General features: G+C 59.9%; 27 protein-coding genes. 12 read left to right on the forward strand and 15 right to left on the reverse strand.

The genetic code is table 11. From position 1 onward, the window contains the following. Window positions 1-299 precede the first annotated feature (299 nt). From K5554_RS02205 to K5554_RS02230, 6 genes are all read left to right on the forward strand, one after another. Window positions 300-2,336, forward strand: a complete 2,037-nt coding sequence (locus K5554_RS02205; RefSeq protein WP_221039534.1) for a sigma 54-interacting transcriptional regulator — start codon at window positions 300-302, stop codon at window positions 2,334-2,336. Between the two features lie 299 nt (window positions 2,337-2,635). After that, a complete protein-coding gene (locus K5554_RS02210; RefSeq protein WP_221039535.1) occupies window positions 2,636-3,502 on the forward strand; it encodes an oxaloacetate decarboxylase in 867 nt (288 codons plus the stop codon). A gap of 56 nt (window positions 3,503-3,558) precedes the next feature. After that, complete coding sequence (leuC, locus tag K5554_RS02215) at window positions 3,559-4,866, forward strand: 3-isopropylmalate dehydratase large subunit (RefSeq protein WP_221039536.1); 1,308 nt, start codon at window positions 3,559-3,561, stop codon at window positions 4,864-4,866. Between the two features lie 4 nt (window positions 4,867-4,870). After that, window positions 4,871-5,374 (forward strand): 3-isopropylmalate dehydratase small subunit, encoded by a 504-nt coding sequence (locus tag K5554_RS02220; RefSeq protein WP_221039537.1) that lies wholly within the window; start codon window positions 4,871-4,873, stop codon window positions 5,372-5,374. 36 nt (window positions 5,375-5,410) lie between these two features. Then, window positions 5,411-5,665 carry a hypothetical protein gene (locus K5554_RS02225; RefSeq protein ID WP_221039538.1) on the forward strand — a complete coding sequence of 85 codons (255 nt, stop codon included), beginning with the start codon at window positions 5,411-5,413 and terminating at the stop codon, window positions 5,663-5,665. Beyond that, window positions 5,662-7,161 carry a sodium:solute symporter gene (locus K5554_RS02230; RefSeq protein WP_221039539.1) on the forward strand — a complete coding sequence of 500 codons (1,500 nt, stop codon included), beginning with the start codon at window positions 5,662-5,664 and terminating at the stop codon, window positions 7,159-7,161. The genes K5554_RS02225 and K5554_RS02230 overlap by 4 nt, the downstream gene beginning before the upstream one ends. Window positions 7,162-8,233: 1,072 nt before the next feature. Here K5554_RS02230 and K5554_RS02235 read toward each other — a convergent pair. Further along, entirely contained in the window at window positions 8,234-8,599 is a 366-nt protein-coding gene (locus K5554_RS02235; RefSeq protein WP_221039540.1) for a helix-turn-helix domain-containing protein, read from the reverse strand. Between the two features lie 145 nt (window positions 8,600-8,744). Here K5554_RS02235 and K5554_RS02240 point away from each other — a divergent pair, with 145 nt between their 5' ends. The 5 genes from K5554_RS02240 to K5554_RS02260 all read left to right on the forward strand — a co-directional run bounded on the left by K5554_RS02240 (window position 8,745) and on the right by K5554_RS02260 (window position 11,946). After that, a complete protein-coding gene (locus tag K5554_RS02240) occupies window positions 8,745-8,987 on the forward strand; it encodes a helix-turn-helix transcriptional regulator (protein WP_221039541.1) in 243 nt (80 codons plus the stop codon). 327 nt (window positions 8,988-9,314) lie between these two features. Further along, window positions 9,315-9,467 carry a hypothetical protein gene (locus K5554_RS02245; RefSeq protein ID WP_221039542.1) on the forward strand — a complete coding sequence of 51 codons (153 nt, stop codon included), beginning with the start codon at window positions 9,315-9,317 and terminating at the stop codon, window positions 9,465-9,467. Window positions 9,468-9,487: 20 nt separating this feature from the next. Then, window positions 9,488-9,991: a hypothetical protein gene (locus tag K5554_RS02250; RefSeq protein ID WP_221039543.1), complete on the forward strand. Its 504-nt coding sequence runs from the start codon at window positions 9,488-9,490 to the stop codon at window positions 9,989-9,991. 118 nt (window positions 9,992-10,109) lie between these two features. Continuing rightward, entirely contained in the window at window positions 10,110-11,489 is a 1,380-nt protein-coding gene (locus K5554_RS02255) for a hypothetical protein (RefSeq protein ID WP_221039544.1), read from the forward strand. Then, window positions 11,470-11,946, forward strand: a complete 477-nt coding sequence (locus tag K5554_RS02260) for a chemotaxis protein CheX (RefSeq protein WP_221039545.1) — start codon at window positions 11,470-11,472, stop codon at window positions 11,944-11,946. The genes K5554_RS02255 and K5554_RS02260 overlap by 20 nt, the downstream gene beginning before the upstream one ends. A 131-nt stretch (window positions 11,947-12,077) precedes the next feature. On the opposite strand, the gene K5554_RS02265 is transcribed toward K5554_RS02260, so the two are convergent. From K5554_RS02265 to metG, 3 genes are read right to left on the reverse strand one after another with little or no spacing between them, the layout of a single operon-like run. Continuing rightward, window positions 12,078-12,596 carry a BON domain-containing protein gene (locus K5554_RS02265; RefSeq protein WP_221039546.1) on the reverse strand — a complete coding sequence of 173 codons (519 nt, stop codon included), beginning with the start codon at window positions 12,594-12,596 and terminating at the stop codon, window positions 12,078-12,080. Continuing rightward, the gene (locus K5554_RS02270; protein WP_221039547.1) at window positions 12,577-13,431 is read right to left on the reverse strand and encodes a TatD family hydrolase; all 855 of its coding nucleotides are present in this window, start codon (window positions 13,429-13,431) and stop codon (window positions 12,577-12,579) included. Before K5554_RS02270 ends, K5554_RS02265 begins: the two co-directional genes overlap by 20 nt. Before the next feature lie 4 nt (window positions 13,432-13,435). Further along, window positions 13,436-15,403 carry a methionine--tRNA ligase gene (metG, locus tag K5554_RS02275; RefSeq protein WP_370636959.1) on the reverse strand — a complete coding sequence of 656 codons (1,968 nt, stop codon included), beginning with the start codon at window positions 15,401-15,403 and terminating at the stop codon, window positions 13,436-13,438. A 515-nt stretch (window positions 15,404-15,918) separates the two neighbouring features. Between metG and K5554_RS02280 the strand changes: the two genes are divergently transcribed. Next, a complete protein-coding gene (locus tag K5554_RS02280) occupies window positions 15,919-16,170 on the forward strand; it encodes an AbrB/MazE/SpoVT family DNA-binding domain-containing protein (RefSeq protein WP_221039548.1) in 252 nt (83 codons plus the stop codon). 99 nt (window positions 16,171-16,269) lie between these two features. Here K5554_RS02280 and rsmI read toward each other — a convergent pair whose 3' ends face one another. From rsmI to porA, 11 genes are all read right to left on the reverse strand, one after another. Then, window positions 16,270-17,124 (reverse strand): 16S rRNA (cytidine(1402)-2'-O)-methyltransferase, encoded by an 855-nt coding sequence (rsmI, locus tag K5554_RS02285; protein WP_221039549.1) that lies wholly within the window; start codon window positions 17,122-17,124, stop codon window positions 16,270-16,272. 3 nt (window positions 17,125-17,127) lie between these two features. Further along, window positions 17,128-17,409, reverse strand: a complete 282-nt coding sequence (locus K5554_RS02290; protein WP_221039550.1) for an initiation control protein YabA — start codon at window positions 17,407-17,409, stop codon at window positions 17,128-17,130. A gap of 88 nt (window positions 17,410-17,497) precedes the next feature. Further along, window positions 17,498-18,604 (reverse strand): RnfABCDGE type electron transport complex subunit G, encoded by a 1,107-nt coding sequence (locus K5554_RS02295; protein WP_221039551.1) that lies wholly within the window; start codon window positions 18,602-18,604, stop codon window positions 17,498-17,500. Window positions 18,605-18,686: 82 nt separating this feature from the next. Then, on the reverse strand, window positions 18,687-19,355 hold the full coding sequence (locus tag K5554_RS02300) for a stage 0 sporulation family protein (RefSeq protein WP_221040491.1): 669 nt from the start codon (window positions 19,353-19,355) through the stop codon (window positions 18,687-18,689). 16 nt (window positions 19,356-19,371) lie between these two features. Next, window positions 19,372-20,361 (reverse strand): DNA polymerase III subunit delta', encoded by a 990-nt coding sequence (gene holB, locus K5554_RS02305; protein ID WP_221039552.1) that lies wholly within the window; start codon window positions 20,359-20,361, stop codon window positions 19,372-19,374. A 10-nt stretch (window positions 20,362-20,371) separates the two neighbouring features. Continuing rightward, window positions 20,372-20,701 carry a cyclic-di-AMP receptor gene (locus K5554_RS02310; protein WP_221039553.1) on the reverse strand — a complete coding sequence of 110 codons (330 nt, stop codon included), beginning with the start codon at window positions 20,699-20,701 and terminating at the stop codon, window positions 20,372-20,374. Next, the gene (gene tmk / locus K5554_RS02315) at window positions 20,698-21,324 is read right to left on the reverse strand and encodes a dTMP kinase (RefSeq protein ID WP_221039554.1); all 627 of its coding nucleotides are present in this window, start codon (window positions 21,322-21,324) and stop codon (window positions 20,698-20,700) included. The genes K5554_RS02310 and tmk overlap by 4 nt, the downstream gene beginning before the upstream one ends. Before the next feature lie 3 nt (window positions 21,325-21,327). Beyond that, entirely contained in the window at window positions 21,328-22,782 is a 1,455-nt protein-coding gene (locus K5554_RS02320; RefSeq protein WP_221039555.1) for an aminotransferase class I/II-fold pyridoxal phosphate-dependent enzyme, read from the reverse strand. A 37-nt stretch (window positions 22,783-22,819) separates the two neighbouring features. Further along, window positions 22,820-23,017 (reverse strand): sigma factor G inhibitor Gin, encoded by a 198-nt coding sequence (locus K5554_RS02325; RefSeq protein WP_221039556.1) that lies wholly within the window; start codon window positions 23,015-23,017, stop codon window positions 22,820-22,822. Window positions 23,018-23,151: 134 nt separating this feature from the next. Continuing rightward, window positions 23,152-24,078 carry a thiamine pyrophosphate-dependent enzyme gene (locus tag K5554_RS02330; RefSeq protein ID WP_221039557.1) on the reverse strand — a complete coding sequence of 309 codons (927 nt, stop codon included), beginning with the start codon at window positions 24,076-24,078 and terminating at the stop codon, window positions 23,152-23,154. 13 nt (window positions 24,079-24,091) lie between these two features. Then, window positions 24,092-25,276: a pyruvate ferredoxin oxidoreductase gene (gene porA / locus K5554_RS02335; protein WP_221039558.1), complete on the reverse strand. Its 1,185-nt coding sequence runs from the start codon at window positions 25,274-25,276 to the stop codon at window positions 24,092-24,094. Window positions 25,277-25,284 lie beyond the last annotated feature (8 nt).

Genomic DNA, 25,284 nt, shown 5'->3' on the forward strand with positions numbered 1-25,284 from the left:
AACCCGTAAGCTCGGCCTATAGTTCTGGACGACATTAAGGTCAAGGCAAACGCATCCAAGCATAAAGCCGCGAACTATGAAGGAATGAAAAGAAAGGCAGACGAACTAAAGAAAAAGATCGAGGATCTTATCGGCGTAGCGGAACAGGCCAACTACGCGGAAGAGAGACCCCGCGCGGACCCATTCCCCGAGATGTCTGTGGCCACCGCACGCCTTCCAGCGGCTCGATAGTGTGCGGCCCCGAGAGTCGCTCCTATGTGAGGCTCTAAAAATGCAAAACCTTTTCGGAGGCGATGTCCATGCGTATCAAGGTAGCTGTCATGGGATACAAGACACTGGCGGATCTGTTCAAGAACATGACTCTGCCTCCCGACCTGGTAGGCAAAATATCCATGCAAGTTTACGATGTTCTTTTCGAAAAGGCCCTGGAAATAGCAACCAGGCTCGAGCAAGAGGAGGCCGTCGACGTCTTCGTAAGCGGCAGTGCCAATGCCAGCTTTATCAAACCGCACCTGCAGACCCCCGTGGTCAGCATCAACGTCAGTGCATTCGATCTCATGTCGGCCATCAAGACGGCTTCTTCATACGGGGGTACGGTAGCGGTGGTAAGCTTTCGCGAACCTATAGAAGGTCTTTCCGAGGTTCTTGATGTGTTGAAGCCCGAGGTTATACCCGTGATATACGATACCTACCAAGATTTGTGGGACAAGATAAGATCTCTCAAAGAAAAGAACTGTAGAGCAGTGGTAGGAGCCAGTCTGGTCTGTGAAACAGCCCGCTATCACGGACTCGAGAGCGTCCTTGTGTACTCGAATGAAAGCCTGCGCTTTGCCATCAGGCACGCATTTGAAGTCGCTCAGTCCAGAAGAAGGGAAAGTGAAAGGACCGAAAGGCTGCGGACCATAATCAACTTTGCCTACGGCGGGATTATGGTCACGGACGCCGAAGGCAGAATTATCCTGTTCAATCCGGCCGCCGAACGTATCATGGGTATCTCGGCCAAAAAGGTAGTGGGCAAGAAAGCCACTGAGGTAATAGAGAATTCCAGGATTGACGAAGTTCTCAAGTCAGGTCAAGCTGAGCTGAATCAAGTGCAGGATGTTGGCGACGTGAAAATAGTGACTAACAGAGTGCCCATCACCAACGGCCAGGAGATTGTGGGTGTCGTAGCTACCTTCCAGGACGTAGGGTCCATCCAGACGGCTACCGAAGCAATCCGGCGGTCCCAGTACAAGAAGGGATTCGAAGCAAAAGCCACCTTTAAGGACATAGTTCACAAAAGTTCAAAGCTACATTCTGTCATACATCGGGCCGTCCGGTTTGCCTACTCGGATCTGTCCGTACTCATAACAGGTGAGAGTGGTGTGGGGAAGGAGTTGTTTGCCCAGAGCATCCACAACGAAAGCCCCCGCAGGTTCGGCCCCTTTGTTGCTGTGAATTGCGCCGCCTTGTCTGAGAACCTCCTCGAGAGCGAGCTGTTTGGGTATGAAGAAGGGTCTTTTACCGGTGCTAGGAGAGGCGGCAAAGAGGGGCTCTTTGAGCTTGCCCACCGTGGCACCATTTTCCTGGATGAAATCGGAGATATCTCTCCGGGGCTGCAGGCCCGGCTTCTCAGGGTCCTTCAAGAAAAAGAGATACTCCGGGTGGGTGGAACTCGTGTCATCCCTGTGGACGTCAGGGTGATTTCCTCGACCAACAAGAACCTATGGCAGATGGTACGGGAGGGCCGCTTCCGGGACGACCTCTATTACAGACTCAGCGTGCTCACGCTGAATATTCCTCCGTTGAGAAAGAGGATTGAGGACATTCCTGCTCTTGTAGGATCGTTTTTGTCAAAGCGTCCGGAGGCAAACCCGCGGCTTCTCGAGGAAACGCGGCTTCGCGCTATTTGTAAGGTTCTGTGCAAGTATGACTGGCCTGGAAATGTGAGGGAACTGGAAAATATTATCGATCGGCTCTTAGTTGTCCTTGACGGACAAGCCCCTTCCCCTGTAGAACTTGAAACCTGCGTGGGGGATCTCCTTGTTACGTCGTGGGCGGAACGGAGTGCCGACAACTGCTACTCCTTGCAGCCTGCTGTTAGTATCGGTACGGCAGAGAAACACAAAGACACAGGCTCTACCCTTTTAAGTTTTTTCCCGAGTTTTTCCCGAACCGGTCCTGTTGCAGACAAACTTCTGGCCCGGGAACTGGAGAAATTCAAACTCGAAAAACTAGTGGAAGCTGTGAACAAGGCGGGGGGCAACAAAGCTCAAGCCGCCCGCCTGCTCGGCATAAGCCGCACCACGCTGTGGAGACATCTGAAAGATTTAGAGCGCATCAGTCCTAGCCGGTGAAATAGTCGCGGTGCCGGCGTTCCCCATGTCTTTGAGTGTTGGGTGTGAACTGTAACGTAGCCGAAACATCATATGTTCCATGATTGAAACGCACTGTGTACGTGTTGCAACACGATACCAGTGCTTTTCATGCAATATGCGTCGTCAGACGTTGGCACGGTTCTTGCTCTTTATGAAAGTCGCGAACATGTTCGGTACTGCTGAGGCTTCAGTATGTATTATTTCGAAAGCTCTGCCGTAGCTGGCTACGTTCATCTTCCAGAAGACGGCAGATGACTGGCAAGGAGGTAATTATTGCAATGAAAAAGACGACGCAGCTCAGAAAATTTCTTTCTAGCGGGAAAATCGTTGTGGCACCCGGAGCTTTCAACGCGCTTTCGGCAAGGATAATCGAACAGGCTGGTTTCCCGGCGGTTTACATGACCGGGTACGGCGCCTCTGCAGACCTCTTAGGCGCTCCCGACTACGGGCTCTTGACTTTGACCGAGATGGCCAATCACGCAGCGAGGATGGCCCAGGCGGTGAACGTTCCCCTCATAGCCGACGGCGATACGGGTTACGGTAATGCAATTAACGTCAGGCGCACTATTCAGGAATACGAAAGGGCTGGTGTCGCGGCCATCCACCTCGAAGACCAGGTAATGCCTAAGCGCTGCGGGCACATGGAAGGAAAGCAGGTGATTGACGCCAAGGACTGGGCCAAGAAGATCGAGGCCGCAGTCGACGCCAGGACCGATGGTGACTTCGTGATTATCGCCAGGACCGACGCTAGAGCGGTGTACGGTCTGGACGAGGCTCTTTCGAGAGCAAAGATGGCGGTCGCAGCCGGAGCTGACGTAATATTTGTGGAGGCCCCCCAAAGCGTCGATGAACTAAAGAAAGTCGCCGACACCATTGACGTCCCGGTTATGGCCAACATGATCGAACACGGGAAGACACCTCTGTTGTCGGTGGATGAGCTTCAGGAACTCGGCTACAGCCTGGTTATTTACCCTCTGGCGACTCTTTACATGGCAACACAGGCGATGTGCGAGGCCGTGAAGGAACTCAAAGACACAGGTACTACGGCCGGCCTTGTTGACAGAATGCTTGCTTTTCACGAGTTCAATGACCTGGTCGGGCTTAAGGATTTCCAGGCCCTCGAGCGGCAATACCAGGTCAAATAAACTGTGGCCGGCCATTTCTCGGCCGGGTAACGAAATTCCGGGGGGTGAGGTCCCAAATGGGTATGACGATAACCGAGAAAATTCTTGCGGCCCATGCAGGAAGAGATAAGGTATGTCCCGGAGAGATAGTTGAAGTCCGTCCCGATCTCCTTATGACAAACGACATTTCGGGGCCCATAGCCGTCGATGTTTTCAAGAGCATGGGAGCGGCCAGGGTGTTCAACCGGGAGAAGGTAGTTATAGTCCTTGACCACTTCACGCCGAACAAAGATGTGAAAGCGGCGAAATCCAGCAGCAAAATGCGGGAATTCGCCCAGAGCCAAGGTCTCGTTCACTTCTACGATGCAGGCTTTGGCATCGAGCACGTAGTGCTACCTGAATTAGGCCTGATTAAGCCCGGTGACTTGGTGATAGGCGCCGATTCTCACACGGTGACTTACGGCGCCCTGGGTGCATTTGCCACGGGTGTGGGAAGCACGGACCTTGCAGGGGCCATGGCGCTCGGACAGATTTGGCTCAAAGTGCCGGAGACCATAAGATTCGAATTTAAAGGCAGGCCAAACAGGTGGATAGGCGGAAAAGACCTGATCCTGCTCGCTATCGGGAAGATAGGGGTTAGCGGAGCCCTTTACTGCGCCATGGAGTTCGGCGGTGAAGCCATCGCCTCTCTGGGGATGGATGGACGCTTCACCATGTGTAACATGGCCATTGAAGCCGGAGCCAAGGCGGGGATAGTCGAACCCGATGAAAAGACTCTGGAATGGTTGAAAGAGATCAGAGCGCGCCGAGGGATGGTAGAGAAACCCGTCAGTGAAGCTGATGGTCCGTTGAACGAGGCCATTGCCCGGCTCCGTAGCGACGGGGACTGCAATTACAAGTCGATCATAACCTTTGACGTTGCGGCACTTGAACCCCAGGTTGCCGCACCCCACCTTCCATCAAATGTACGGCCGGTATCTGAAATCAAGGATGTGAAGATCCATCAGGTCGTTATAGGGTCTTGTACAAACGGTAGGATTTCTGACCTCAGGGCTGCTGCAGAGATTCTAAAGGGGAAAAAAGTCAGTAAGTGGGTGAGGACCCTTGTCATACCCGGGAGTCAAGCGGTCTACAAACAAGCTCTCGAGGAAGGACTCATCGACGTGTTTGTAGACTCCGGAGCCATCGTTTCTGTTCCTACCTGCGGGCCGTGTTTTGGCGGCCATATGGGGGCTTTGGACGAAGGTGAGCGCTGCGTGTCCACCACCAACAGAAACTTCGTGGGGCGGATGGGCCACGAAAAGAGCCAGGTCTACCTGTCAGGTCCCTACGTTGCAGCGGCCTCAGCCATAGCGGGTCGGATCGCCCATCCCGAGGAGGTGTAACGTCATGGAAGTGCGTGGCCGCGCATGGAAATTCGGGGACAACATCGACACTGACCTTATAATTCCCGGCCAGTATTTGACGGTTCAGGACCCGAAAGAGCTGGGTAAGCACTGCATGGAAGGCGCCGACCGGGATTTCGCCTCAAAGGTAAAGTCCGGAGACATACTGGTGGCTGGCCAAAATTTCGGTTGTGGGAGTTCCAGGGAGCATGCCCCTTTAGCCCTGAAATCTTGCGGAGTGGGAGCGGTAATTGCGTCTTCTTTCGCAAGGATATTCTTCAGGAACGCCGTAAACATCGGCCTTTTGGTTCTGGAATCCGAGGAAGCCTACCGCAAGACCAAACCCCAGGATGAACTCTTAATTCAACCGAAACTCGGTGTGATCAAAAACCTGACTACGGGGGAGGAGTTTAAGGCTGCTCCGTACCCACCCTTGGTCGCTGGTATCATTCAGGCCGGCGGGTTGGTGCCTTACGTACAGATGAGGTTACAGTCCTCGGAAAAGTAGCACAGGTCGGTTAGGTTATAAAGGGAGGGACAAGCGGTGGTTCGCGAACCGGTAAGGATTAAATGGATCTGGCCGGTCCTCGTCGTTATCATTTTGCTCGGGGTTCCGTGGTACCTTCCCCAGGGCACAATCGAGCCTGTAATAATGGGCTTCCCCTACTGGGCTTTTATTTCCTTCCTAATGACGGCAATACTGTCTCTCTTCCTCGGGTACGTCATCAATCGTTGCTGGGACATGGAAACTCTCCTGGATAACAGTTCCGGAAAGGGCAAGGGGGGTGAACGGAAGTGAAGCTGCCATTTATAGGCTGGCATGGAGTAATAACCATTGTAGCTTACGCCCTCTTCATACTGGGAAGCACATTGTACCTGGCTACCCGTGGGGTGAGCCGGAAGAATCTCAGCAGTTTCTACTTAGCAAACAAGGGTTTAGGACCGCTGCTCCTGTTCTTCACTCTGTTTGCGACTCAGTACAGCGGTAACACGGTTATAGGATACCCAGCCACCGCATATCGGCTCGGTTTCGCCTGGTGGCAGTCGGTACCCTACATGGTACTGGTGATCGCCGGCTACCTGTTGTTTGCTCCTAGGCTTCATGTTGTCTCAAAAAAATACGGATTCGTCACTCCCTCTGACTGGTTTGACAAGAGGTTTAACTCCAAAGCCGTGACTCTGGTTGCTACGCTTCTCATGGCATACGGGCTCTTGAACTACCTTCTGGAACAGCTCGTCGCCATGGGCCAGGCGATCTCTGGCCTCACGGCCGGCGTCATCCCATACATCTACGGGGTTATATTCCTGGTGACCATAATGCTTATTTACGAATGGATGGGCGGGATGAAAGCGGTCGCCCTAGCCGACTTTATCAATGGAGTCGTTATACTTATCGGTGTCATAGGTTTTGTGTTGCTGGCGTGGGCGAATTTTGGGTCCCTCAGTTCAGCGACACAGAATCTGATTGCGACGGCACCTAAGAAAGTGGCAGTCCCTCCGCTTCAGACCTCGGTCAACTGGATTAGTATGTATATCCTGGTCGGGATAGGGGCAGCGGTTTATCCCCACGCCATTCAGAGGATTTACGCTGCCGAGAGCGAGAAGACTCTCAAGAAGTCCCTCCTCCGGATGGCCTGGATGCCTTTCTTCACCACCGGTGTCGTGTTCCTCATCGGGATCATCGGTACCCAGGCCTTTCCGGGACTCGACAAAATGCAGTCGGAACAGCTGGTAGGGATGATGGCCAACGTGATCGCAGGAAAATCCGCGTTCAATTACTGGTTCATGATGTTGCTCTTCTCCGGCGTCATCGCGGCTATCATGTCCACCACCGACTCGGTGCTGCTGTCGTTGTCTTCTCTTTTATCCAACGACATTTACGGCAAGGTCATAAAGCCCAACGCCGATGAGGCGGAGAAGGTCATCTGGGGCAAGATCGCAGGCATAATCCTGGTCTTTTGCCTCCTCTGGATCGCGTGGAAACCGCCTGCTACTCTGGTCGAGATATTCACCCTGAAGTTCGAAGTCCTCATCCAGGTAGCACCCGCCTTCCTTCTGGGGTTGTATTGGAGAGGTCTCAGCAAGACAGGGGTGCTTCTCGGGATGCTTTCCGGAGCTATCTTGGCCGGCGGCATGACTTTCTCGGGCATGAAGACTCTGTGGGGATGGCACGGCGGTGTGCTGGGTCTTGGTCTTAACATCGCGATTGCAGTGGTTTTCAGCCTACTGTTCCCTGACAAGAAAGAGGAACAGGAACAAGCCGAAGAAGTATATTCGTGGGTCGTACAAGATTAAGATGTGTGCCAGGCACTTGAGAAAGAGCCGGGGCTAGCTGTGCTCCGGCTCTTCGGTTTCGCGGTTCCGAACCTGGCTAGGGAACATCAAGGCCGATCAGCCGGCACATCTGGGCGAGGTTCCCGGATATTCGGGCGTAAGCGGGCAGCCCGAGCACCTCATCAAGGAGAAACACTGTCCTACCGGTCTCGGTGTCAGTATCGTTCGGGAGCGAGTTCCGACCGGGCGAAGGGAGTCTTCTCGTTGGGCCATAAGTTCTCGGTGCATGGCTTCCAAGATGGCTCCCCGGAGGTCGGCCGCCACCTGCTGGGTGAAAGCCTGCACTCCCCGCTCTAGTTCTGACATATCGTGGCTCTCGCGTAGAAGGGTTAGAATTCCTTTGATCAGAAGAAGGACTGCATCAATAGCGTGGCGAATACTTAATATGAGAGATCTCACGCTCCTTGGCGGGATTTGGGTGGTTTTCCAGACCAACCCTGCGTGAGATCTCTCTTTGTATATCTCGCTAGAGATCTCCTCTTCTCCTCCTCCGTGCCGCAAATTGTCCCATACGTCCGCATTGCTTTTCCTTCCGGGTGATAACACACGCATTCACGCTCTTCTTGTGAACATCCAACCCGCTGCAACGTTCATAGGTCACTTGCATCGCCTTAACCCTCCGTTTTTCCCGGCGCGGCGATCGCCCTTATGCGATTTTCCTTCGCGCGCTCTCCCCTTGGAAGCTACATTTTGTCGTGCCCCTGCGATCGCCGAGGTCAGACTACTAATCGGGCTTATCGGCACCAAGGGAAAACGACCTTCTTCATCCGGGTAGTGCGATACAAGTTCGCCCTCTATCCATTTTCATCCTTCGTGGTGCCGCTACTTGGCGGCATGGATGACTACTAAGAGTTTACTCTACCGGCGTCAAGCCACCGTAGGTAGAACGTGCTGAAAGAGACTCGCCGCGAAGCCGGCGAGCACTGCAAAAAGAGAGCCGGGAATTAGAGAAAGAGCTGGGATACCGCTTGCCGCCTGTGCCGGCCGCGCGCCGGAGCCTGAAGTAGCTCTATCCGGTGTGGTAATTTCTGTCTCAAACTTCTTTCCCGCCGCCAGTACAATCGTTGTCCGAAATCTGGAGCGCAGCGATAAAGGCAGCGATGCTCTTCGCTCGGACGCCGGTTCGCTCGGCCAGGAGTTTTACCAGCGGGTCAGAAACCAGGGAGCAGTAGCAGGCCAGGGGTAATGCGGTGGCGACTTTGGTGACACCCAGCAGTTCGTCCAGAGAAATACCGAAGAGCTGGCCCAGCTTCACCAGCGTCTCAAGGCTGGGCTGCTTCGCCCCGCGTTCCCAGTTGGCTACAGTGGAACGTTCTACACCGACCATCCTGGCCACATCGTCCTGCCGGAGGCCCATCCTTTGGCGCAGCTTCTTTAAAGTATCTCCGAACTGGATCATGACAACCACCTCCAATGGGGTTTTAAGGTTTCCGATAGAAACCTTACTTTTTCTCAACCCCATTGACAAGTTTCCATCAGAACACATATAATGTGTCCAGGCGACACGCCAGGCAACTATGCTAAGTCCACAAAGGAGGCAGCCAATGCGCATCAGGCTGTGCAAGGCCCGCCTCGCGCTAGGTTTGACCCAATCTGAAGTGGCACGGCGGGCTGGTCTTACGCGCGCTTCCTATACAAACATCGAGAGAGGGCATAAGAATCCTTCGGTAGTCACCGCTCTGCACATCGCCCAGGTTCTCAACAGATCTGTCGAGGAACTCTTCGCCGATAAGCCCCCACCGGCCGGGCTGCAAAAGGTAGGAGAAAGACGGGGGTACAGTAGTTGACCGGCGAACACGACACTTGAGAAGGCGGTAGGCGGAGGAGGGGCGCGTAAATACAATAAAAAAGTCTTCGTACGGAAAAGCCGCGAACAACCGTGAGTGATAATGGCACAAGTATACGTTATAAGGGTGCGCGAAGGGTGGTTTTTATTACGCTCTCGCCCTATTCGCGTGGCTCTTGCCGGCCGTTCCAGGGTGGCGGCTCTCATATAAACGTAGGCGCCACGGCGGCCGACAATAAAGCCGGCGCCACCGGAATCAAATACGACGCCAGCTTTGCCGCACCTAACGGGCTTGGGGGCGTATTTTCGGAAGGAGGAGGAACAAAGGATGGTCGATGGCCCATTAACCCGAGAAGAAATCGAAGAACTGCTAGTAGCTCTGATCAAGGAAGGAATTCCGGCACCCGCCGACCGGTCCAAGCTGGAAGGAGAAGCCGGTGATTGTTTTTCCAATGAGCTGCGTGCTATGCACATGAGTTGATCATGAGGGAAGGAAGCAGCATGAAGAAGTGGTTGTTAACGGGCGCCTCGATAATTTTTACCACAAGCATAATCCTGTTCTTCTTACAAAACGGCGCAGCGGGGGCAGTTCCGGGAAGCATCACCGTACAGGCCAAAGTTAACCCTAACATCTCCGTGAGCGTCGACCCCACCAGCATATTGCTCGAAGGAATACCTGGTTCTACAGTTACCAGCAGCAGCCCGGTGGTGGTCAACGTCAAGTCTAATGTGGACTACAACTTAAGCGTCCAGGCGACCCAGGACCTGACGGATACCAGTGTGAGCCCGGCCTCGACCCTGCCTATCAGCCGCTTGAGCTGGGCGCCGGCAGGAACAGGGGCTTGGACGGCCTTTAGCCTGGCGGACACAGCCATCGCCGTTGCTGAGCCCAAGGCTGTAGGAGGCGGGAAAGACTATCTTTTTGATTACCGGTTTGTAATTGATCCAAGCGATCCTGTAGGAGCCTATTCCACGGAAATCGTCTACACCGCTGTTGCCTACTAGACCGTGCGAGGGCGAAGCAGTTGTAGTTTCTATAGCTTACCTCTTCTCTTTTTTTATCCGGCCCGGTGGTGAGGAGTAGCGCACGGCTAACTTCGCGGCCGGGGACGGAGGGATGCCGTTGAATAACCTGAAACAGAAAGCCGTGTTATTTTTTCTAAGTTTGTTCTCCTGGTTGCTTTTCAGTCCGACGGCCTATGCGGAAGTAAGGTTGGGACTCACGCCGGCTAAGGTTGAGTTGTCTCTGGCTGGCGGCGAAGGCAGCAGCGGAGAAATAATTGTGGTCAACGAAGGCAGTGAACCTTTGGAAGTAAGCTTCTACGTTCGTGACTATTACTTCACAGACGACGGCAAGATCGTTTTCGCCGAGGGCCGGGAAAAAAGGTGGTCGGCCAGCAGGTGGTTTGAAGTCGGGCGAGTCTCTGGTCACCTCTCCCCAGGCGCAAGTATCAGGCTCCCCTATCATGTGCGCGTGCCGCCAGGTGCCGAACCTGGCAGCTACTGGGCGGTCATCTTTGCCGAAGGCAGGGCGACAGGAAACAATGCGCCCACCTCGCCCCTAGGCGTTCGAGTAGGGTCAGTGGTTCTGATTACCGTTCCCGGCAACGTGATTATCAAGGGAGAAATACTTGACTTTCACGTCCCTCCAATCGGCTACAGGCAGGTTCCCTTCGCCTTCAGGTTCCTTAACAGTGGCAACGTCCACATCAACCTGCGCCCCCAGATAGAGGTGTTGCGCGGAGGCCAGATTGTCAATCGCACACAGGTGGATGAGGTTATTTCTTACCCACAGACTGTCCGCGAGGTCAAGGGCTACTTGCAGCTTGAGAATATCTGGGGGTTGCACGAGGCTGTGCTGAAAATCGAACAGGAGGGAAGTACTATGCTTTATCGGGCTCCATTCCTTTTGCTTCCCTGGCCGCAGCTCCTGGGCGGTCTTCTTCTTGTTTCTCTCCTGGCCTGGCTTATCGTGCCCAGGAGAAGGAAGCAGGCCAACTCAAGACTTGAGAAGCACCCGGCTCCCACCGCGTTGACTGCAGAGGGAGAAGAAGCGGCCGCGGTTCGCCAGGCCCTGGGCATCAGTGCGGCCCTCCCGCTCCCGGCGCAGCGCTCCTTTTCCCGGTCAGGGCGGGCGGATTTTACCAAGACGCTCAACCTCTTGATGGAAGTCATCGAACAACTAAGGCAGGAAAACGCCCTGCTAAGGCACAATCTGGAAGACCTCTCCAGCCAGGCGAGTAACGAACGCTGGGAAAAGGCGGTGGCAGAAAGCCTCATCAACGCCGAGACGGAAATCGAAAACGTCCGGGCCAAAGCTGCGGCGAGCATAGAGAGGTTAAGCCGTGAGAGCCAAAAGCAGTTGACCGAGATCGAAAACCGTCTTAGGGAAAAGTTCAGAGCATTGCTCAATGATTATAAAGCTACGCGCTCGGAGGTAGAGGAGTTTCTAGGCAGGCTTGGCAGTGCAGGAGGAGCAGAAGATGAGAGCGGGGATAATTAATCCTTTTATTGAAGAAATGGTGATGGTTTTCCAAGAGAAGCTGGCCATGGCCTGCCAAAAGAAAAACGTTTGCCTCCAGTATGTCCCAGTGACCTGGCATGCGGTAAACGTGCTTATAGACATCACGGGCGGGGCAGAAGGAGCTGTTATCTACGGCATGGAGGAAGGTACGGCCTGTGCCCTGGCCGGGGCCTTTTACAGGAATAAGTGCTTCCAGGACTATTGCTGCGAGGTCGAAGATTCGCTAAAAGAATTGTTTAACATCGTCAGCGGGCAGGCCATGAAAAAGTTAGAGAATGAAGGTCTGACTTGTACCCTGCTGGGACCGCCGTCCGTCATCATAGGGCGTCTCCGGGCCGTCTCTGTAGTACACCGTCCCCTGTTAGCGGTGATTTTGGATACGCCTGTTGGCGTGGTCCGGGTGAGTGCATCAATGGTGGAGAAGGCTGCCCGCTAAGCTGTTTTCCCGCCACGCCCTCCAGGAGGCCGGAGCAGATAAGGTCATCCCGGGAAGCCCTTCCGCCGTTCGCGGTTTACGATGAGATTGAAGACGTGCTGGCGCAAGTCAAGGGGGTAGCTCAGCCGGGGCTAGCTGTGCTCCGGCTCTTCGGTTTCGCGGTCGTTCCGAACCTGGCTATGGAAGATCTCTTCGAGCGTCGGGTTAGGCTCTCGGGTGCGCACCTGGTCGAGTACCCGTGTAACCCCGCGGGCGCGCGCGGCGGCCTCCCGGGCAGCCGCCACGGCCTTCCGATCTTCTTCCCGGCCCGCCAGAACAACTGTGCCGCCGGACGTCCGGGCACGGATGCGGCGCGCATCTACCCGCGGGTCGGCCGCCAGCTCCTCCGCGACCTCGCTTTCCACGTCGCCGTCGGTGATGTCGCCGTCGGTGCTGACCGCGATGGCGCTCGCGACGCCCCGGATCCCCAAAACGCTTCGCGCCAGGCGCTCAGCCCGTTTTTTCTTGGCGAGCACGTCGACCACGCCGGAAAGCTGAGCCTCGCCCTTCACCACATCGGCCTTCAGGCCGTAGCTCGAAAGCTGCGGGTCGCGCTCGAGTTCAGCCTGTACTTCTTCCCTGAGCCGGTCGTCATCGGACCTCTCGGGCATGCTCTTCCCCCTCTCGCAAATCCTCAAGGATAGTATGCCCCGGCCTGCGCAGGGAATCCCCAGGAAATGCTTCTAAGCCGAACAGCCGGCGCGCGTTGGCCGTAAGGTGCGGGGCGAAAGTCGGGAGCGTTTCTCCAAAGAGGGCCGCGAGCCGCCCCGCCACCTCCAGCACCCGTGCCGGCTCGTTGCGCTGACCGCGATAAGGCTCCGGGGATAGGTAGGGGCTATCCGTCTCGCAGAGAAGGCGCTCGACCGGAATCGTGGCGGCCACCTCCCGCACGCGCCGGGCGTTTTTAAACGTTACCGGTCCGGCAAAAGAGATGTAGTAGCCGAGCGCCAGGCACTCCTGAGCGAAGGCAGCACTGCCCGAAAAGCAGTGCATGACGCCGGCGCGCGGCCGCGGCCCTGCCTCCTTGAGGATCGCCAGCGTATCAGCATGCGCCTCGCGGTCGTGGATGATCACCGGCAGGTTGAGGGCTCGGGCCTGTACCAGCTGCCGGCGGAAGGCCTCCTTTTGCCGGTCGCGGTCGGGAGCGCCGTTGACGTAGTCGAGCCCGATCTCGCCCCAGGCCACCACCCGCGGGTGCTGTGCCAGCCGGGCAAGTTCGGCAAAGGTCTCAGCCTCTAGGGAAGCCAGGTTTTCCGGGTGCAGACCCACGGCCGCCCACACGCTGGCGTACCGGCCGGCCAGCTCCACCGCGAGCTTTGAGGAGGTGAGGTCGTAGCCGGCGCAGATGATCCCTTCCACGCCGGCCGCCTGCGCCCGCGCCAGCACCGCCTCGAGGTCGGGCAAAAGCTCCGGGTCCTGCAGGTGGGCGTGACTGTCGATGAGCATGGCTTTACCTGATGCGGGCGCCGCTTGCGATATCCCGGTCTACGGTGAGCACGGAGATGCTCTCCTCCTCGCCCTCGCCGGGGATGCTGGCGGCGAGCAGCATGCCGTTGGACTCGTACCCCATGAGCTTGGCCGGCTTAAGGTTCGCCACCACGACGATCTTTTTCCCGACCAGCTCCTCCGGTGTATAGGAGCGGCCGATGCCGGCCAGGATCTGGCGCCGCTCCCCGCCCAGGGCGATCTCCAGGCGGATGAGCTTCTTGGACTTGGGTACGCGTTCGGCGGCCAGCACTTCGGCCACCTTCAGCTGCACCTGGGCGAACTGGTCGATGCTGATCTTTTCTGCGGCCGCCGGGGCCGCAGCTTCTGTACTCACTTGTTTTCTCTCCTCCTTTTCGGCTTTAACGGTTTCAATACGGGGGAAGAGCGGGGCGCCGCGGCGGGTTTGCACCCCCGGGGTGAGCAGGCCCCACCGGCGCGCCGCCTGCCAGCCGGCATCGGCCGGGCTGCCGGCGAGACCCAGCTGCCGCCAGACGGCGCCCGGAGTGTGGGTAAGGTAGGGAACGAGCATCACAGCCAAGGTGCGCAGGGCTTCGGCCAGGTTGTACATCACCGTGGCCAGCCGCTCGCTTTTACCCTCGCGGGCCAGTGTCCAGGGTGCCACTTCGTCGATGTACTTGTTGGCCCGCTTCACCAGCTCCCAGATGGCCTCGAGCGCGGCGCTGATCTCCAGGCGGTCCATGGCGGCCTCCGCGTCGGCGCCCGCCGCTTGCGCCACCGCTTTCAGCTCGGCGTCCGGTCCCTCCTCCGGCCCCGGCGCCGGCACGCGCCCGTCGAAGTACTTCTCCAGCATGGTGAGCGTGCGGTAAAGGAGATTCCCCAAGTCGTTGGCCAGGTCGGAATTGATACGCTTCACCAGGGCCGCTTCGGAGTAAAAACCGTCGGCGCCGAAGGGGATCTCCCGAAGGAGAAAGTAGCGGACGGCATCCACCCCGTACTTATCCACCAGGACCAGCGGATCCACCACGTTGCCCTTGGACTTGGACATCTTGCCCCCTTCCAGCACCAGCCAGCCGTGGCCGAACACCTTTTTCGGAAGCGGCAGATCCAGCGCCATCAGCATCATGGGCCAGATAATGGTGTGGAAGCGGACAATCTCCTTCCCCACCAGGTGCAGGTCGGCCGGCCAGTAACGCTGGAACTTGCTCTCGTCCGCCGACGCGTAGCCCAGGGCGGTGATATAGTTGGAAAGGGCGTCAACCCACACGTAGATAACGTGCTTCGGGTCCCAGGGTACGGGGATACCCCAGTCGAAGGTGGTGCGGGAGACGCACAGATCCTCCAGGCCCTGCTTGACGAAGCTGACCATCTCGTTTTTGCGCGAGGGCGGCTGGATGAAGTCCGGGTTCTCTTCAATGAACTTCAGCCAGCGGTCGGCGTACTTGGAGAGGCGGAAGAAGTAGCTCTCCTCCTTGACCAGCTCCACCGGCCGGCCGCAGTCGGGGCAGACATGCCCGGCCCCCGCCTGGCGCTCCGTCCAGAAGGTCTCGCAGGGCACACAGTACCAACCCGCGTACTCGGCCTTGTAGATGTCCCCGTGGTCGTAAAGGCGCTGGAAGATGGTCTGCACCGCCTTGACGTGGCGCTCCTCGGTGGTGCGGATGAAGTCATCATAGCTGATGTCGAGCGTTTTCCACAGTTGCTTGATGCCGGCCACAATCTTGTCCACGTACTCGATGGGGGCAACGCCGTGTTCCCGGGCGATACGTTCAATCTTTTGCCCGTGTTCGTCGCTGCCGGTGAGGAACATCACGTCGTAGCCCTGATGGCGCTTGAAACGCGCCAGCGCATCGGCGGCCACGGTGGTGTAGGCATGGCCGATGTGCAGCTTGTCGCTCGGGTAGTAGATGGGCGTTGTCAGGTAAAAGGTTTTCGCTGTCACTCGGTGCTTACCCTCCTTTGTATAAAAAATCCCCTGCCCCGGCTCAGCCAGGGGCAAGGGATTTCCTCGCGGTACCACCCCAGTTCGCGCGGCTTTGCGGCCGCGCCTCGTGAGGTACAAGGCCGCAGCCTTATACCCCGGCAAGGTAACGGTTGCCTTCCCCCTACGGGGCCCGGCGCAGCGTACTCGCCCGGCCGTGCCAGGCTTTCCACCCGCGGCTTCGGGGCCATGTTCGGCAGTTTTCCGAGCACCGGCTCGCACCTTCCCCGGCTCTCTTAGGCTCGCCCGCTGCCTACTCTTCCCCTGCATCGCCTTTATCTTGCCATCCACTTTAATCGATTTTTTCTCCGTTGTCAAGTTGCGCCGCCCGGGCACTCCAGTCCTATGTCTAAAGCCTAGGTGCTCTAGGACTGGCGATGGGGTCCTCCTTCCCTCCGACGCATACTTCCTGTGTGAAATTTTATCTACCCGGTTGACTTTAATTGCCATCCTTGGTATACTTTACTTGTAAAAGGTTGTCGAAAGGGAGGGAGAAGGAGAGAACCATGATTAAGTCAACGGGAATAGTGCGGAAGGTAGACGAACTGGGGCGGGTCGTTATTCCTATCGAACTGCGCCGTACGCTGGATATAGCGGAGCGCGACGCCCTAGAGATCTACGTGGACGCTGATAAGATCATCCTGCGGAAGTACGAACCGGCTTGTGTTTTCTGCGGCAGCGCCGAAGACGTTGTCAGTTTTCGCGGGAAGAACGTCTGCCAGGCCTGCCTGCACGCCATGCAGGCGAAGGCTGTCTAACAGATCTGTCTAACAGATAAGGTAAGCTCTCTGCTGGGCGGCAGAGTCTCCCGGGCAACACGCAGCTGTTGCCCTTTTTTGTTTGGGTTTCTCCCCGGCCTACAGGGAGCCCTTTTCCTTCTTGGCTACCCAGGCGCTGTAAACCGCCCGGCGGGAGAGCCCCGAGCGCCGCGCCGCCTCGCGCAGGGCCTCCTTGCGCTCCCAGCCCTGGCGCAGCAGGTCCTCCACCAGGCGAACGGGGTCCGCTTCCAGCCGCGCCGCCGTCCCCTCTTGCTCCCCTGCCGGCCGCCCGGCCACCACCAGGCAGATCTCCCCCTTCACCTCCCGGTCGGCGAAGGTCGTTGCCAGCTCGGCCAGGACGCCGCGGCAAACCTCCTCGTGCGCCTTGGTGAGCTCGCGCACCACCGCCGCACGCCGCGCCGGCGCCAGCTCCGCCAGGTCCGCCAAGGTGCGCGCGAGGCGTGTCGGCGCTTCATAGAAGATGGCCGTCTTTTCCTCGGCCAGGGCCGCGGCCAGAAACTCCCGCCGTTCGCGCCCCTGGCGCGGTGGGAAGCCCCAAAAGGCAAAGCGCTCTGTGGAAAGGCCCGATACCACCAGGGCCAGGGCAAAGGCCGTAGGGCCGGGAACGGCCGCCACCGGTATGCCTCTGGCCGCCGCCGCCTGCACCAGGAAGGCACCGGGATCGGAGATGCCCGGCAGGCCGGCGTCCGTCACCAGCGCCAGGTCCGCGCCGCCCTCCAGCCGGGCGAGGGCCTCCGGCGCCAGAGCGCGTTCGTTATGCTCGTGGTAACTTCTAAGCGGCGTATGAATGTCGTAGTGGCTGAGGAGCTTGCGCGTGCGCCGCGTGTCCTCGGCCAGGATCAGGTCTGCCTCTTTGAGAATGCGCAGGGCGCGCAGGCTGATGTCCTCCAGATTGCCGATGGGGGTGCCCACCAGGTAGAGGGTGCCGGCCATGGGCTACCTCCGCAGCAGGGCGGCACAGAGCAGGCATTCTTCACCGCCGCGCTGGCTGCCAAAGTGCATGGGGCAGATATGGTACCCTTCCTGGTAAAGGCGCGCCAGGTTGGCATAGCCTTCGCCTAAAACCTGCTGGCGTTCCTGCGGTGTTTGCGGCGCGACGTCATTTGGCGCCGCCGGCGCAAGCTGGGCGCGGAGCTCCCGCACCGCCGCCGTAAGCATCTCCAGCTGCTTTTCCAGCCAGGCCAGCCGCGCTTCGATATCTCCTTGCTCTCCCTGCATCTTAAGAACCTCTCCTTTACCGCCAGGCGCATATCTACCTTTGCCGGTGCAAAAACGGGGGGCCAAACCCCCCCGTTTTGCGGCCTGCTTACTTCTGCAGAGCGTTCTTTAAGGCATCCAGGAATCCCTGGCTCGAGAACGTGGCCCCGCTCACCGTATCCACATCGAGCTTTTGCTGGGTCTTAACCTCTTCCACCAGCTTTTTAACAGCCGCTCCACCGACTTCCGGGGTCTCTTGTGCGGCGTCCACTTTGATGTCCGCGATCTTGCCGCCCTGTACCGTGACTTCCACGTTGATATCGCCGCCGAAGCCGCTGCCCGTACCCTTGTAGGTCCCGTCGGCGAGCTTCCCGAGGTCAACGGCCGCCGCCGGACCGGCCGTGGCAAACTTGGAGAGCGCGCTCTGCACCGCCGCCTTCACACCTTCGCTGGTAAAGGTAGCGCCGCTGACATTATCCACATTGAGCCTTTGCTCCTGCACCACGCGCTGGGTCACCTCAGGCAGGGCCTTGCCGCCCACCTCGGGGGTCTCGTGCTGTTCGGCCACCTGGATGTCGACGATCTTGCCGCCGGCCACCTTAACGGTAACCTTGATGGGACCTTCGAAGCCGTCCGCCTGACCCTCGTAGTTGCCGTCGGGAACCGCCTTGAGGTCGACCGCGGCTTGCTCCTTGGCCAGGAACTTCTTTTCAATCTCCCCGGCCATGAGCTTCAGGCCGCCGGTAACCGAACGCGAGGAGATGGTGGCGCCGGAGATGGCCTGCACGTCCTTACCCACCTGGAACGGGTCGGACACGCTCTTACCGACAAACTGCTGCTGGAACTCGGCCTCGGTGATGCGCGCGCCCAACCCCGGCGTTTCGGAATGCTCCAGCACGCGGAACCCGGTGATCTTACCCTCGCTGTCGACGCCCAGCATCAGCTTCATGAAGCCGCCGAAGCCTTTTTGCGGGAAAACAGCGACCACGCCCACCTTTTCGTCCCCTTTGAGACCCTGGTAAAAGGTCTTGCCGTCTTCTTCCGTGGTCTCGAACTTTTCAGCCGTCGGCAGCAGCTCTTTGAGCGCCGCCTCCAGCTTGGCCTGATCGTTTTTTGCGATGACCGGTGCGGTTTGGGCGTTGGTAAAGGCCAGAAGGCCCGCTGCCAGCGCGCACAGGAGCATCAGCGTAAGGCCCAGGCGCACAGGACTCTGCACAGTTGTTCTCCTCCCCCACAGTATCCTTAACCTTAACTGTATTCTACATCAAAGCAGGGCTTCCTGCCAAGCAAGGTGGCAGTTATTCCCGTTTCTTGGCACACTCCTTGCCTGCACCGTTGCCTGCTTCAAATTTTAGGCAGCACATCAGCCGGCCGCAGAGGCCCGAGATCTTGGTGGGGTTAAGGGAGAGGTTCTGCTCCTTGGCCATGCGGATAGAAACCGGCTGGAATTCGCCCAGAAAGCTGCTGCAGCAACAGACGCGCCCGCAGGGCCCTAGCCCGCCCAAAAGTTTTGCCTCATCGCGCACACCAATCTGCCTCAGTTCAATGCGCGTGCGAAAAACCGAGGCCAGGTCGCGCACCAGCTCCCGAAAGTCAACGCGGCCTTCCGCCGTAAAGTAAAAGATGATTTTGGAACGGTCGAAGGTGTACTCCACATCAACCAGTTTCATGGGCAGGCCGTGGGCGGCGATCTTCGCCTGGCAGATCTTAAAGGCTTCCTTCTCCCGGGCCTTGTTCTCCTTGACCTGCTGCCGGTCTTCCGGGGTGGCCGCCCGCATCACCTGTTTCAGAGGGGCCACCACATCTTCATCGGGTACCTCGCGCGGGGCCATCACCACCTCGCCGAACTCCACCCCGCGCGCCGTCTCCACTATCACATGACTGCCCTGCGGCAGCTCGAGTTCTCCCGGGTCAAAATAGTATATTTTGCCCGCCTTCTTAAAGCGGACTCCCACCACGCGTTGGATAGCACCTTCGCCTCCTTTAGCGCCGCTGCGGCCACCTGTCCGTCCCCGCGGCGACGATAAGTTCCACCAGGAGCGCCTCGAAAGCCAGGCGCACATTGACATTGCTGCGCCCGGAAAACCGGCGCGCCGCCTTTTCAATGGCCTGGTTGGCGCGCACCAACTCCACCGGCCGATAGAAGGCCGCCACCCGGTCGATGGCCGCTTCGGCCCCTTGAAAGCAGATGAGGTCACGGCACCCGGTAAGCCACACCAGAAGATCGCGGTACCAGGCACCCAAAAGGGTTAGAAACCGGCCGGCGTCCTGGGCGAAGGCCTCCGCCGCCGTCACCAAAGCACCTCGGCCGGCGGGAAGACGCGGCGCCAGCGCCAAAAAAGTCTCCTGGGCACGGCGCCCTTCCTCCTCCAGCCAGCCCGCCGCCGCTTTTACATCCCCGCCCGCCAGGTAGGCCGCCCGGTGGGCCAGCTGCGGCGCGTGGCCCTCCGCCACCAGCAACTCTGCCGCCTTTTCCGGCGGCAAAGGGTGAAACGGCACCACTTGGCAGCGCGAGACAACGGTAGGCATCAGCGCATACGGTCGCTCCGCGCTGAGGAGGAAAAAGGTATCCGCCGGTGGCTCTTCCAGTACCTTAAGGAGGTGGTTGGCCGCCTCCGGCAAAAGTTTATCCGCCTCTTTTACGAGGTATACCTTGGCCCGGCCGACCAGGGGAGAATTGCCCACCGCGCGGCAGAGCGCCCGCACATCCTCCAGCCGCAGGTAACGCCCACTGGGGGCAAAAGTCCGTACGTCCGGGTGCGTCCCCGCCGCGATGAGGTGGCAGCTGCGGCAGCGGCCGCAGGGCGTACCCGGGCCGGTTTCGCAGTTCAAGGCCTGGGCCAGCCAGCGGGCCGCCTCCTCCTTCCCCCGCCCGTCCGGGCCGAGGAAAAGGTAGGCATGGGCAACGCGGCCGGCGGCCACGGCGCCCGTCAGCAACCGGCGCGCCGCCCTTTGTTCACTCTCTTCCCACACCATAGCTACTTCACAGCTTGTGGAAATCCTCAACGCTGAGAACGAAGACAGTGGCCCCACCCACAGTAACCTCCACCGGGTAGGGGACGTAGCTGTCCACCGACCCGCCCAGCGGTACCCAGGGGGTCACCACCTGGGTGCGGGAGCGGCAGGTTTCCTCGATGAGCTTCAGCGCTTCCCCCACCTTTTCATCCTCCATACCGATGAGCAGGGTGGTATTGCCCTGGCGCAGGAACCCGCCCGTGGTGGCCAGGCGCGTGGCGCGCTGGCCGGCGGCCAGGAGTTTTTCCAGCAGCCGGCCGGCGTCTTGATCCTGAACCACGGCGATGATCAGTTTCATCTGTCGCCCTCCCTTCGGGCTTGTGCCAACCTCGCGGCGACAAGCCGCCGCACCTGGGCCTGGATCGCGGCCACCGGCCCATTGCTGTCGATAACAACCACGCGTTCCGGTTCGGCCCGGGCGATGGCCAGGTACCCCGCCCGCACGCGCTCAAAAAAGGCCAGATCTTCCTGCTCCAACCGGTCCGCCCGTGCTGCGCGCGCCAGCGCCTGCTCGGGAGCAAGATCGAAGAGGAAAGTCAGGTCCGGCCTCAGCCCCCCGGTGGCCCCGGCCAGTACTGCCTCCGCCCAGGAGCGCTCCAGGCCCCGGCCTGCCACCTGGTAGGCCAGGGTGGAATCGCTGTAGCGATCGGCAAGCACCAGCCGCCCGGCCGCCAGGGCCGGCCGGATCACCCTGGCCACGTGCTCGGCGCGGGCGGCCGCGTAGAGGAGAAGCTCCGCTACGGCGCTCACCGGCTCCGGCCCCGGCCTGAGGAGAAGGCGCCGGATTTCCTCGCTGAGCCAGGTACCGCCCGGCTCGCGCGTCAGCACGGGCTCCTCCCCCTGCTCCCTGAGCCACTCAGCCAAAAGTTCCAGCTGGGTGGTCTTGCCGCAGCCATCAATCCCCTCCACCGTGATAAACAAGCATCATTCCTCCACCACCGCCACCAGGGGCTCACCGCCCTCTCCCGGTGTCAGTCCGTGTAGCTCAGTGCCCGCTGCTTGCAGGGCCTCGCCGGCCGCCAGCACCTCCGGCGTCAGCTCTTCCCCCGGCCAGGCGAGGGGGACGCCCGGCGGATAGGGCACCACCGCCCGCGCCGCCACCCGCCCGCGCGCCGCTCGCCAGGGCAGGTACGCTTTGGGCGCGAAGGCCGCCGCGCGCGGCCGCAGTCGCTGGACCGGGCGGGGAAGTTCGGGGAGCTCCCCCACCCGCGCCTTCTCACCCCGGCGTTCCCGCGCCAGGGCCGCCAGGGCCGTAAGCAGCCTTTCCCCGTCTTTTTCGCCGTCCGCCGGCGTAAGGACAAACAGCACCGTCCTCAGATCGGCCAGCTCCGCCTGAATCCCGTGCGCCCGCCGCAGGTAACAAGCGGCCTCCCGCCCGGTAAGCCCCAGGCCGGACACACGCACGGTCAGCTTGCACAAGTCCTGCCCCGTCACACCCGGCCAGCCCGCAGCCTCCAGGCAGGCCAGCCCGGGAAGGCGGGCCGCGCCGCTGCGCACCATCCGGGCAAGCTCCAGCGCCCTTTGCCAGGCCGCACGCCCGTTACGGGCGGCCTGCCGCCGGGCCAGGTCCAGCGAAGCCAAAAGAAGATAAGAAGGGCTGGAGCTCTCCACCCAGCGCAGCGCCTCCGCCACGGCCGCCGCCGGCACCCGCCCGCCGCCCAGGTGCAGCCAGGAGCTCTGCGTGAGCGAGCCCAGGAGCTTATGCGTGCTCTGGGCCGCCAGGTCGGCACCCAGGGTAAGGGCCCCCGGCGGCAGCTCCGGGTGCAGGTAGAAGTGCGGCCCGTGCGCCTCGTCGGCAATTACGGTAAGTCCGGCGGCCTGTGCCGCTGCAATAAGCTCCCGGGCCGGGCCGACCAGGCCGTGATAGGTGGGATGGACCAGCACCAGGGCGGCTGCACCCGGCGTCTGCCGGATGAGCGCTTCCACGGCCGTCTCGTCCCAGCCGCCCGGGAGGCCCCACTCCTTGTCCACCTCGACGGGATAAAAAACCGGCTCCAGGTCGGCCAGGATTGTGGCCGCAAGGAGCGAGCGGTGGGCGTGCCGTGGTAGGAGAATGCGCTGCCCCGGGCGGGTAGCGGCCAAAACCGCCGCCACTAGCCCGGCCGTTGTTCCGCCCACCAGAAAAAACGTCGCCCGGGCGCCGTAAAGCTCCGCCGCCAGCTCTTGGGCCGCCCGGACGGCCCCCGCCGGCGCATGCAGGTTGTCTAAACCCGGTAGTTCCGTAAGATCATACTTGAAGACAGGCCGGCCCCACGCCGCGCCCAGCTCCGGCGGCGCCCCCCGCCCCCCTTTGTGTCCGGGGACGTGAAAGGCGGCATAGCCGTGACGCACGTGTGCCACCAGCGCTTCCCAAAGGGGTGCCCTTTCCTGTCTCTGCACTTATTATACCGTCCCTCCGCGCCGATGTACAGGGAAACTACGCCCAGAGAAGTTTGAGGCGTTCGCGAAAGAAGTCGTACTCCCGGTCGCCGGCCTGAAGCCGGACAATTCTGGCTTCGCAGCGTTCACAGATGTAGCATCCCCGGATGGAAAGCCCCTCTTCGCCGGCAGCGGCGCAGATGATGCAGGGGCCGCAGGCAGCCGGGGCGGCTTTTGTGCTTTCAGCAGCGGCCACCATAGCACGTCACCTGCCTGGGATAAGTTTCGGCACCGTAGCGCCGATTCCTGCTGTTTGTTCTAGTCTATGCTGCTTCGCCTGCGACGTGAAAAAAAGGCGCCGGTTTACCGGCGCCTCGCGTTCAGGGTTCCTTACGCCTCGCCGCAGCGCTTCAGGAGCTTCTCCCACTCCTGGTCGACGCGCCGCTGGAACTCCTCAAGGAGCGGTTTGTTCGCCTCGGTGAACAGGTGGCGGAAGCGACCCTGCTTCTTCAGCCACTCGACGAGGGGCTTCTTTTCGCGCGGCTTATAGGTGAGGCGCCACTCGCCGTTCTCCACCTCGTAGAGCGGCCAGTAGCAGGTCTCCACCGCCAGGCGGGTCATCTCGATGCCCTCCCGGGTATCGTACCGCCAGCCGCGCGGGCAGGGGGCCATGGCGTTGATAAAGGCCGGCCCGTCCACCGCCAGGGCCTTTTGCACCTTGGCGATGAGGTCGTTGAAGTGGCTGGGCGCCGCCTGCGCCACGTAGGGGATGTTGTGGGCCGCCATGATGGCCGCGAGATCCTTGCGCCACTGTACCTTCCCTGGGATGACTTTGCCGGCCGGGCTGGTGGTGGTGTCGGCAAACTGCGGCGTCGCGCTGGAGCGCTGAATGCCGGTGTTCATGTAGGCGCCGTTGTCATAGCAGACATACACGATGTTGTGGCCGCGTTCCATGGCACCGGACAGGGACTGCAGGCCGATATCGTAGGTACCGCCGTCGCCGCCGAAGGCGATGAACTTAACCTCTTTATCGATCTTGCCCTGCTTTTTGAGCGACCGGTAAGCCGTCTCCACGCCGCTTAAGGTCGCCGACGTGTTCTCAAAGGCGTTGTGAATCCAGGAGCAGCGCCAGGCGGTGTAAGGAAAAATAGTGCTGGCCACTTCCAGGCAGCCGGTGGCGTTGGCCACCACCACGGGCGTGTCCCCGGCGGCCATGGCTACCTGCCGGACCACTACGGGGGCTACACAACCCGCGCACATGCGATGTCCGGGGGTGAAGAATCCCTCGTGCTCCGAGAGTTGTTTGAGATTAGCCATCTACTGCCACCTCCTATTCCCGCACACCCAGGTAGTTGACGGTTTGGACCGCCGCACCCGTGCGGGCAATCTCGGCCAGATCCTGGTAGACCTTGCGGATGTGATCCAGGTTCACGTCGCGGCCGCCCAGGCCGTAGATGTAGTCCACCACCGGCGGGCGCTGCTTGGCATCGTACATGGCGGCCCGCACCTCGGTGAAGAGGGGCCCGCCGAAACCGCTGTAGCTGTCGGCCCGGTCCAGAACAGCGACGGCTTTGCGATCGCCCAGGGCAGCGGCCAGCTCCTCGTGCGGGAAGGGACGGAAGACGCGCAGCTTGAGCAGCCCGGCCTTGACGCCCTGCTCCCGGAGCTCGTCCACCACCAGGCGGGCCGTGCCGGCCGTAGAAGAAAGCACCACAATGGCCAGTTCGGCATCGTCGAGCTTGTAGGTGTCGAAGAGGCCGTACCGGCGGCCGGTGAGCTCGGCGTACTCCTTTGCCACCTGAAGGATCACCGGCTTCGCCCCGGCCATGGCCGCCGCCTGCTGCCGCTTGAACTCCATGTAGTAGTCGTACAGGGCCAGCGGGCCTACCGTAACCGGGTGGTCAACATCGAGGAGGGAAGGCCGGTGCGGTTTAAACTCGCCGATAAACTTCTGCACGTCCTGGTCGGACAGGATCTTAAGGTTCTCCATGGCGTGGCTGATGATGAAGCCGTCCATCATCACCATGGCGGGGAGAAGGACGCCCGGGTGCTCGGCGATGCGCACGGCCTGGATGAGGTTATCGTACGCCTCCTGCGTGTTCTCCGAGTAGATCTGAATCCAGCCCGAGTCGCGGGCGCCCATGGTGTCGCTGTGATCACCGTGGATGTTGATGGGGCCGGAGAGGGCCCGGTTCACCACCGGCATCACGATGGGTAGTTGGTTGGAGGCCGCAATGTAAACCACTTCCCACATCAGGGCCAGGCCCTGCGAGGAGGTCGCCGTCATGGCCCGCACGCCGCTGGCCGCCGCACCGACGGTGGCGCTCATGGCGGAGTGTTCGCTTTCGACCGTAATAAATTCCGTCTTTACCTGACCGTTGGCCACGTAGTTGGAGAAGATCTGAACGATTTCCGTCTGCGGCGTAATGGGGTACGCGGCGACGACGTCCGGGTTGATCTGCTTCATGGCCAGGGCCATGGCTTCATTGCCGGTCAGGGCAATTCTCTCTTGCATTCCTCTTC

The sequence above is a fragment of the Gelria sp. Kuro-4 genome (assembly GCF_019668485.1).
GTDB lineage: Bacteria > Bacillota > DTU030 > DUMP01 > DUMP01 > DUMP01.

What these genes read in the sequence shown, in the direction of transcription:
- K5554_RS02270 (WP_221039547.1), bottom strand. Translation starts at nt 13,431, where the DNA reads ATGCTCATCGACAGTCACGCCCACCTGCAGGACCCGGAGCTTTTGCCC.
- K5554_RS02260 (WP_221039545.1), top strand. Translation starts at nt 11,470, where the DNA reads ATGAGAGCGGGGATAATTAATCCTTTTATTGAAGAAATGGTGATGGTT.
- K5554_RS02330 (WP_221039557.1), bottom strand. Translation starts at nt 24,078, where the DNA reads ATGGCTAATCTCAAACAACTCTCGGAGCACGAGGGATTCTTCACCCCC.
- K5554_RS02205 (WP_221039534.1), top strand. Translation starts at nt 300, where the DNA reads ATGCGTATCAAGGTAGCTGTCATGGGATACAAGACACTGGCGGATCTG.
- K5554_RS02240 (WP_221039541.1), top strand. Translation starts at nt 8,745, where the DNA reads ATGCGCATCAGGCTGTGCAAGGCCCGCCTCGCGCTAGGTTTGACCCAA.
- K5554_RS02290 (WP_221039550.1), bottom strand. Translation starts at nt 17,409, where the DNA reads ATGCAGGGAGAGCAAGGAGATATCGAAGCGCGGCTGGCCTGGCTGGAA.
- leuC (WP_221039536.1), top strand. Translation starts at nt 3,559, where the DNA reads ATGGGTATGACGATAACCGAGAAAATTCTTGCGGCCCATGCAGGAAGA.
- K5554_RS02220 (WP_221039537.1), top strand. Translation starts at nt 4,871, where the DNA reads ATGGAAGTGCGTGGCCGCGCATGGAAATTCGGGGACAACATCGACACT.
- K5554_RS02245 (WP_221039542.1), top strand. Translation starts at nt 9,315, where the DNA reads ATGGTCGATGGCCCATTAACCCGAGAAGAAATCGAAGAACTGCTAGTA.
- rsmI (WP_221039549.1), bottom strand. Translation starts at nt 17,124, where the DNA reads ATGGCCGGCACCCTCTACCTGGTGGGCACCCCCATCGGCAATCTGGAG.
- K5554_RS02265 (WP_221039546.1), bottom strand. Translation starts at nt 12,596, where the DNA reads ATGCCCGAGAGGTCCGATGACGACCGGCTCAGGGAAGAAGTACAGGCT.
- porA (WP_221039558.1), bottom strand. Translation starts at nt 25,276, where the DNA reads ATGCAAGAGAGAATTGCCCTGACCGGCAATGAAGCCATGGCCCTGGCC.
- K5554_RS02310 (WP_221039553.1), bottom strand. Translation starts at nt 20,701, where the DNA reads ATGAAACTGATCATCGCCGTGGTTCAGGATCAAGACGCCGGCCGGCTG.
- K5554_RS02235 (WP_221039540.1), bottom strand. Translation starts at nt 8,599, where the DNA reads ATGATCCAGTTCGGAGATACTTTAAAGAAGCTGCGCCAAAGGATGGGC.
- K5554_RS02210 (WP_221039535.1), top strand. Translation starts at nt 2,636, where the DNA reads ATGAAAAAGACGACGCAGCTCAGAAAATTTCTTTCTAGCGGGAAAATC.
- K5554_RS02280 (WP_221039548.1), top strand. Translation starts at nt 15,919, where the DNA reads ATGATTAAGTCAACGGGAATAGTGCGGAAGGTAGACGAACTGGGGCGG.
- K5554_RS02250 (WP_221039543.1), top strand. Translation starts at nt 9,488, where the DNA reads ATGAAGAAGTGGTTGTTAACGGGCGCCTCGATAATTTTTACCACAAGC.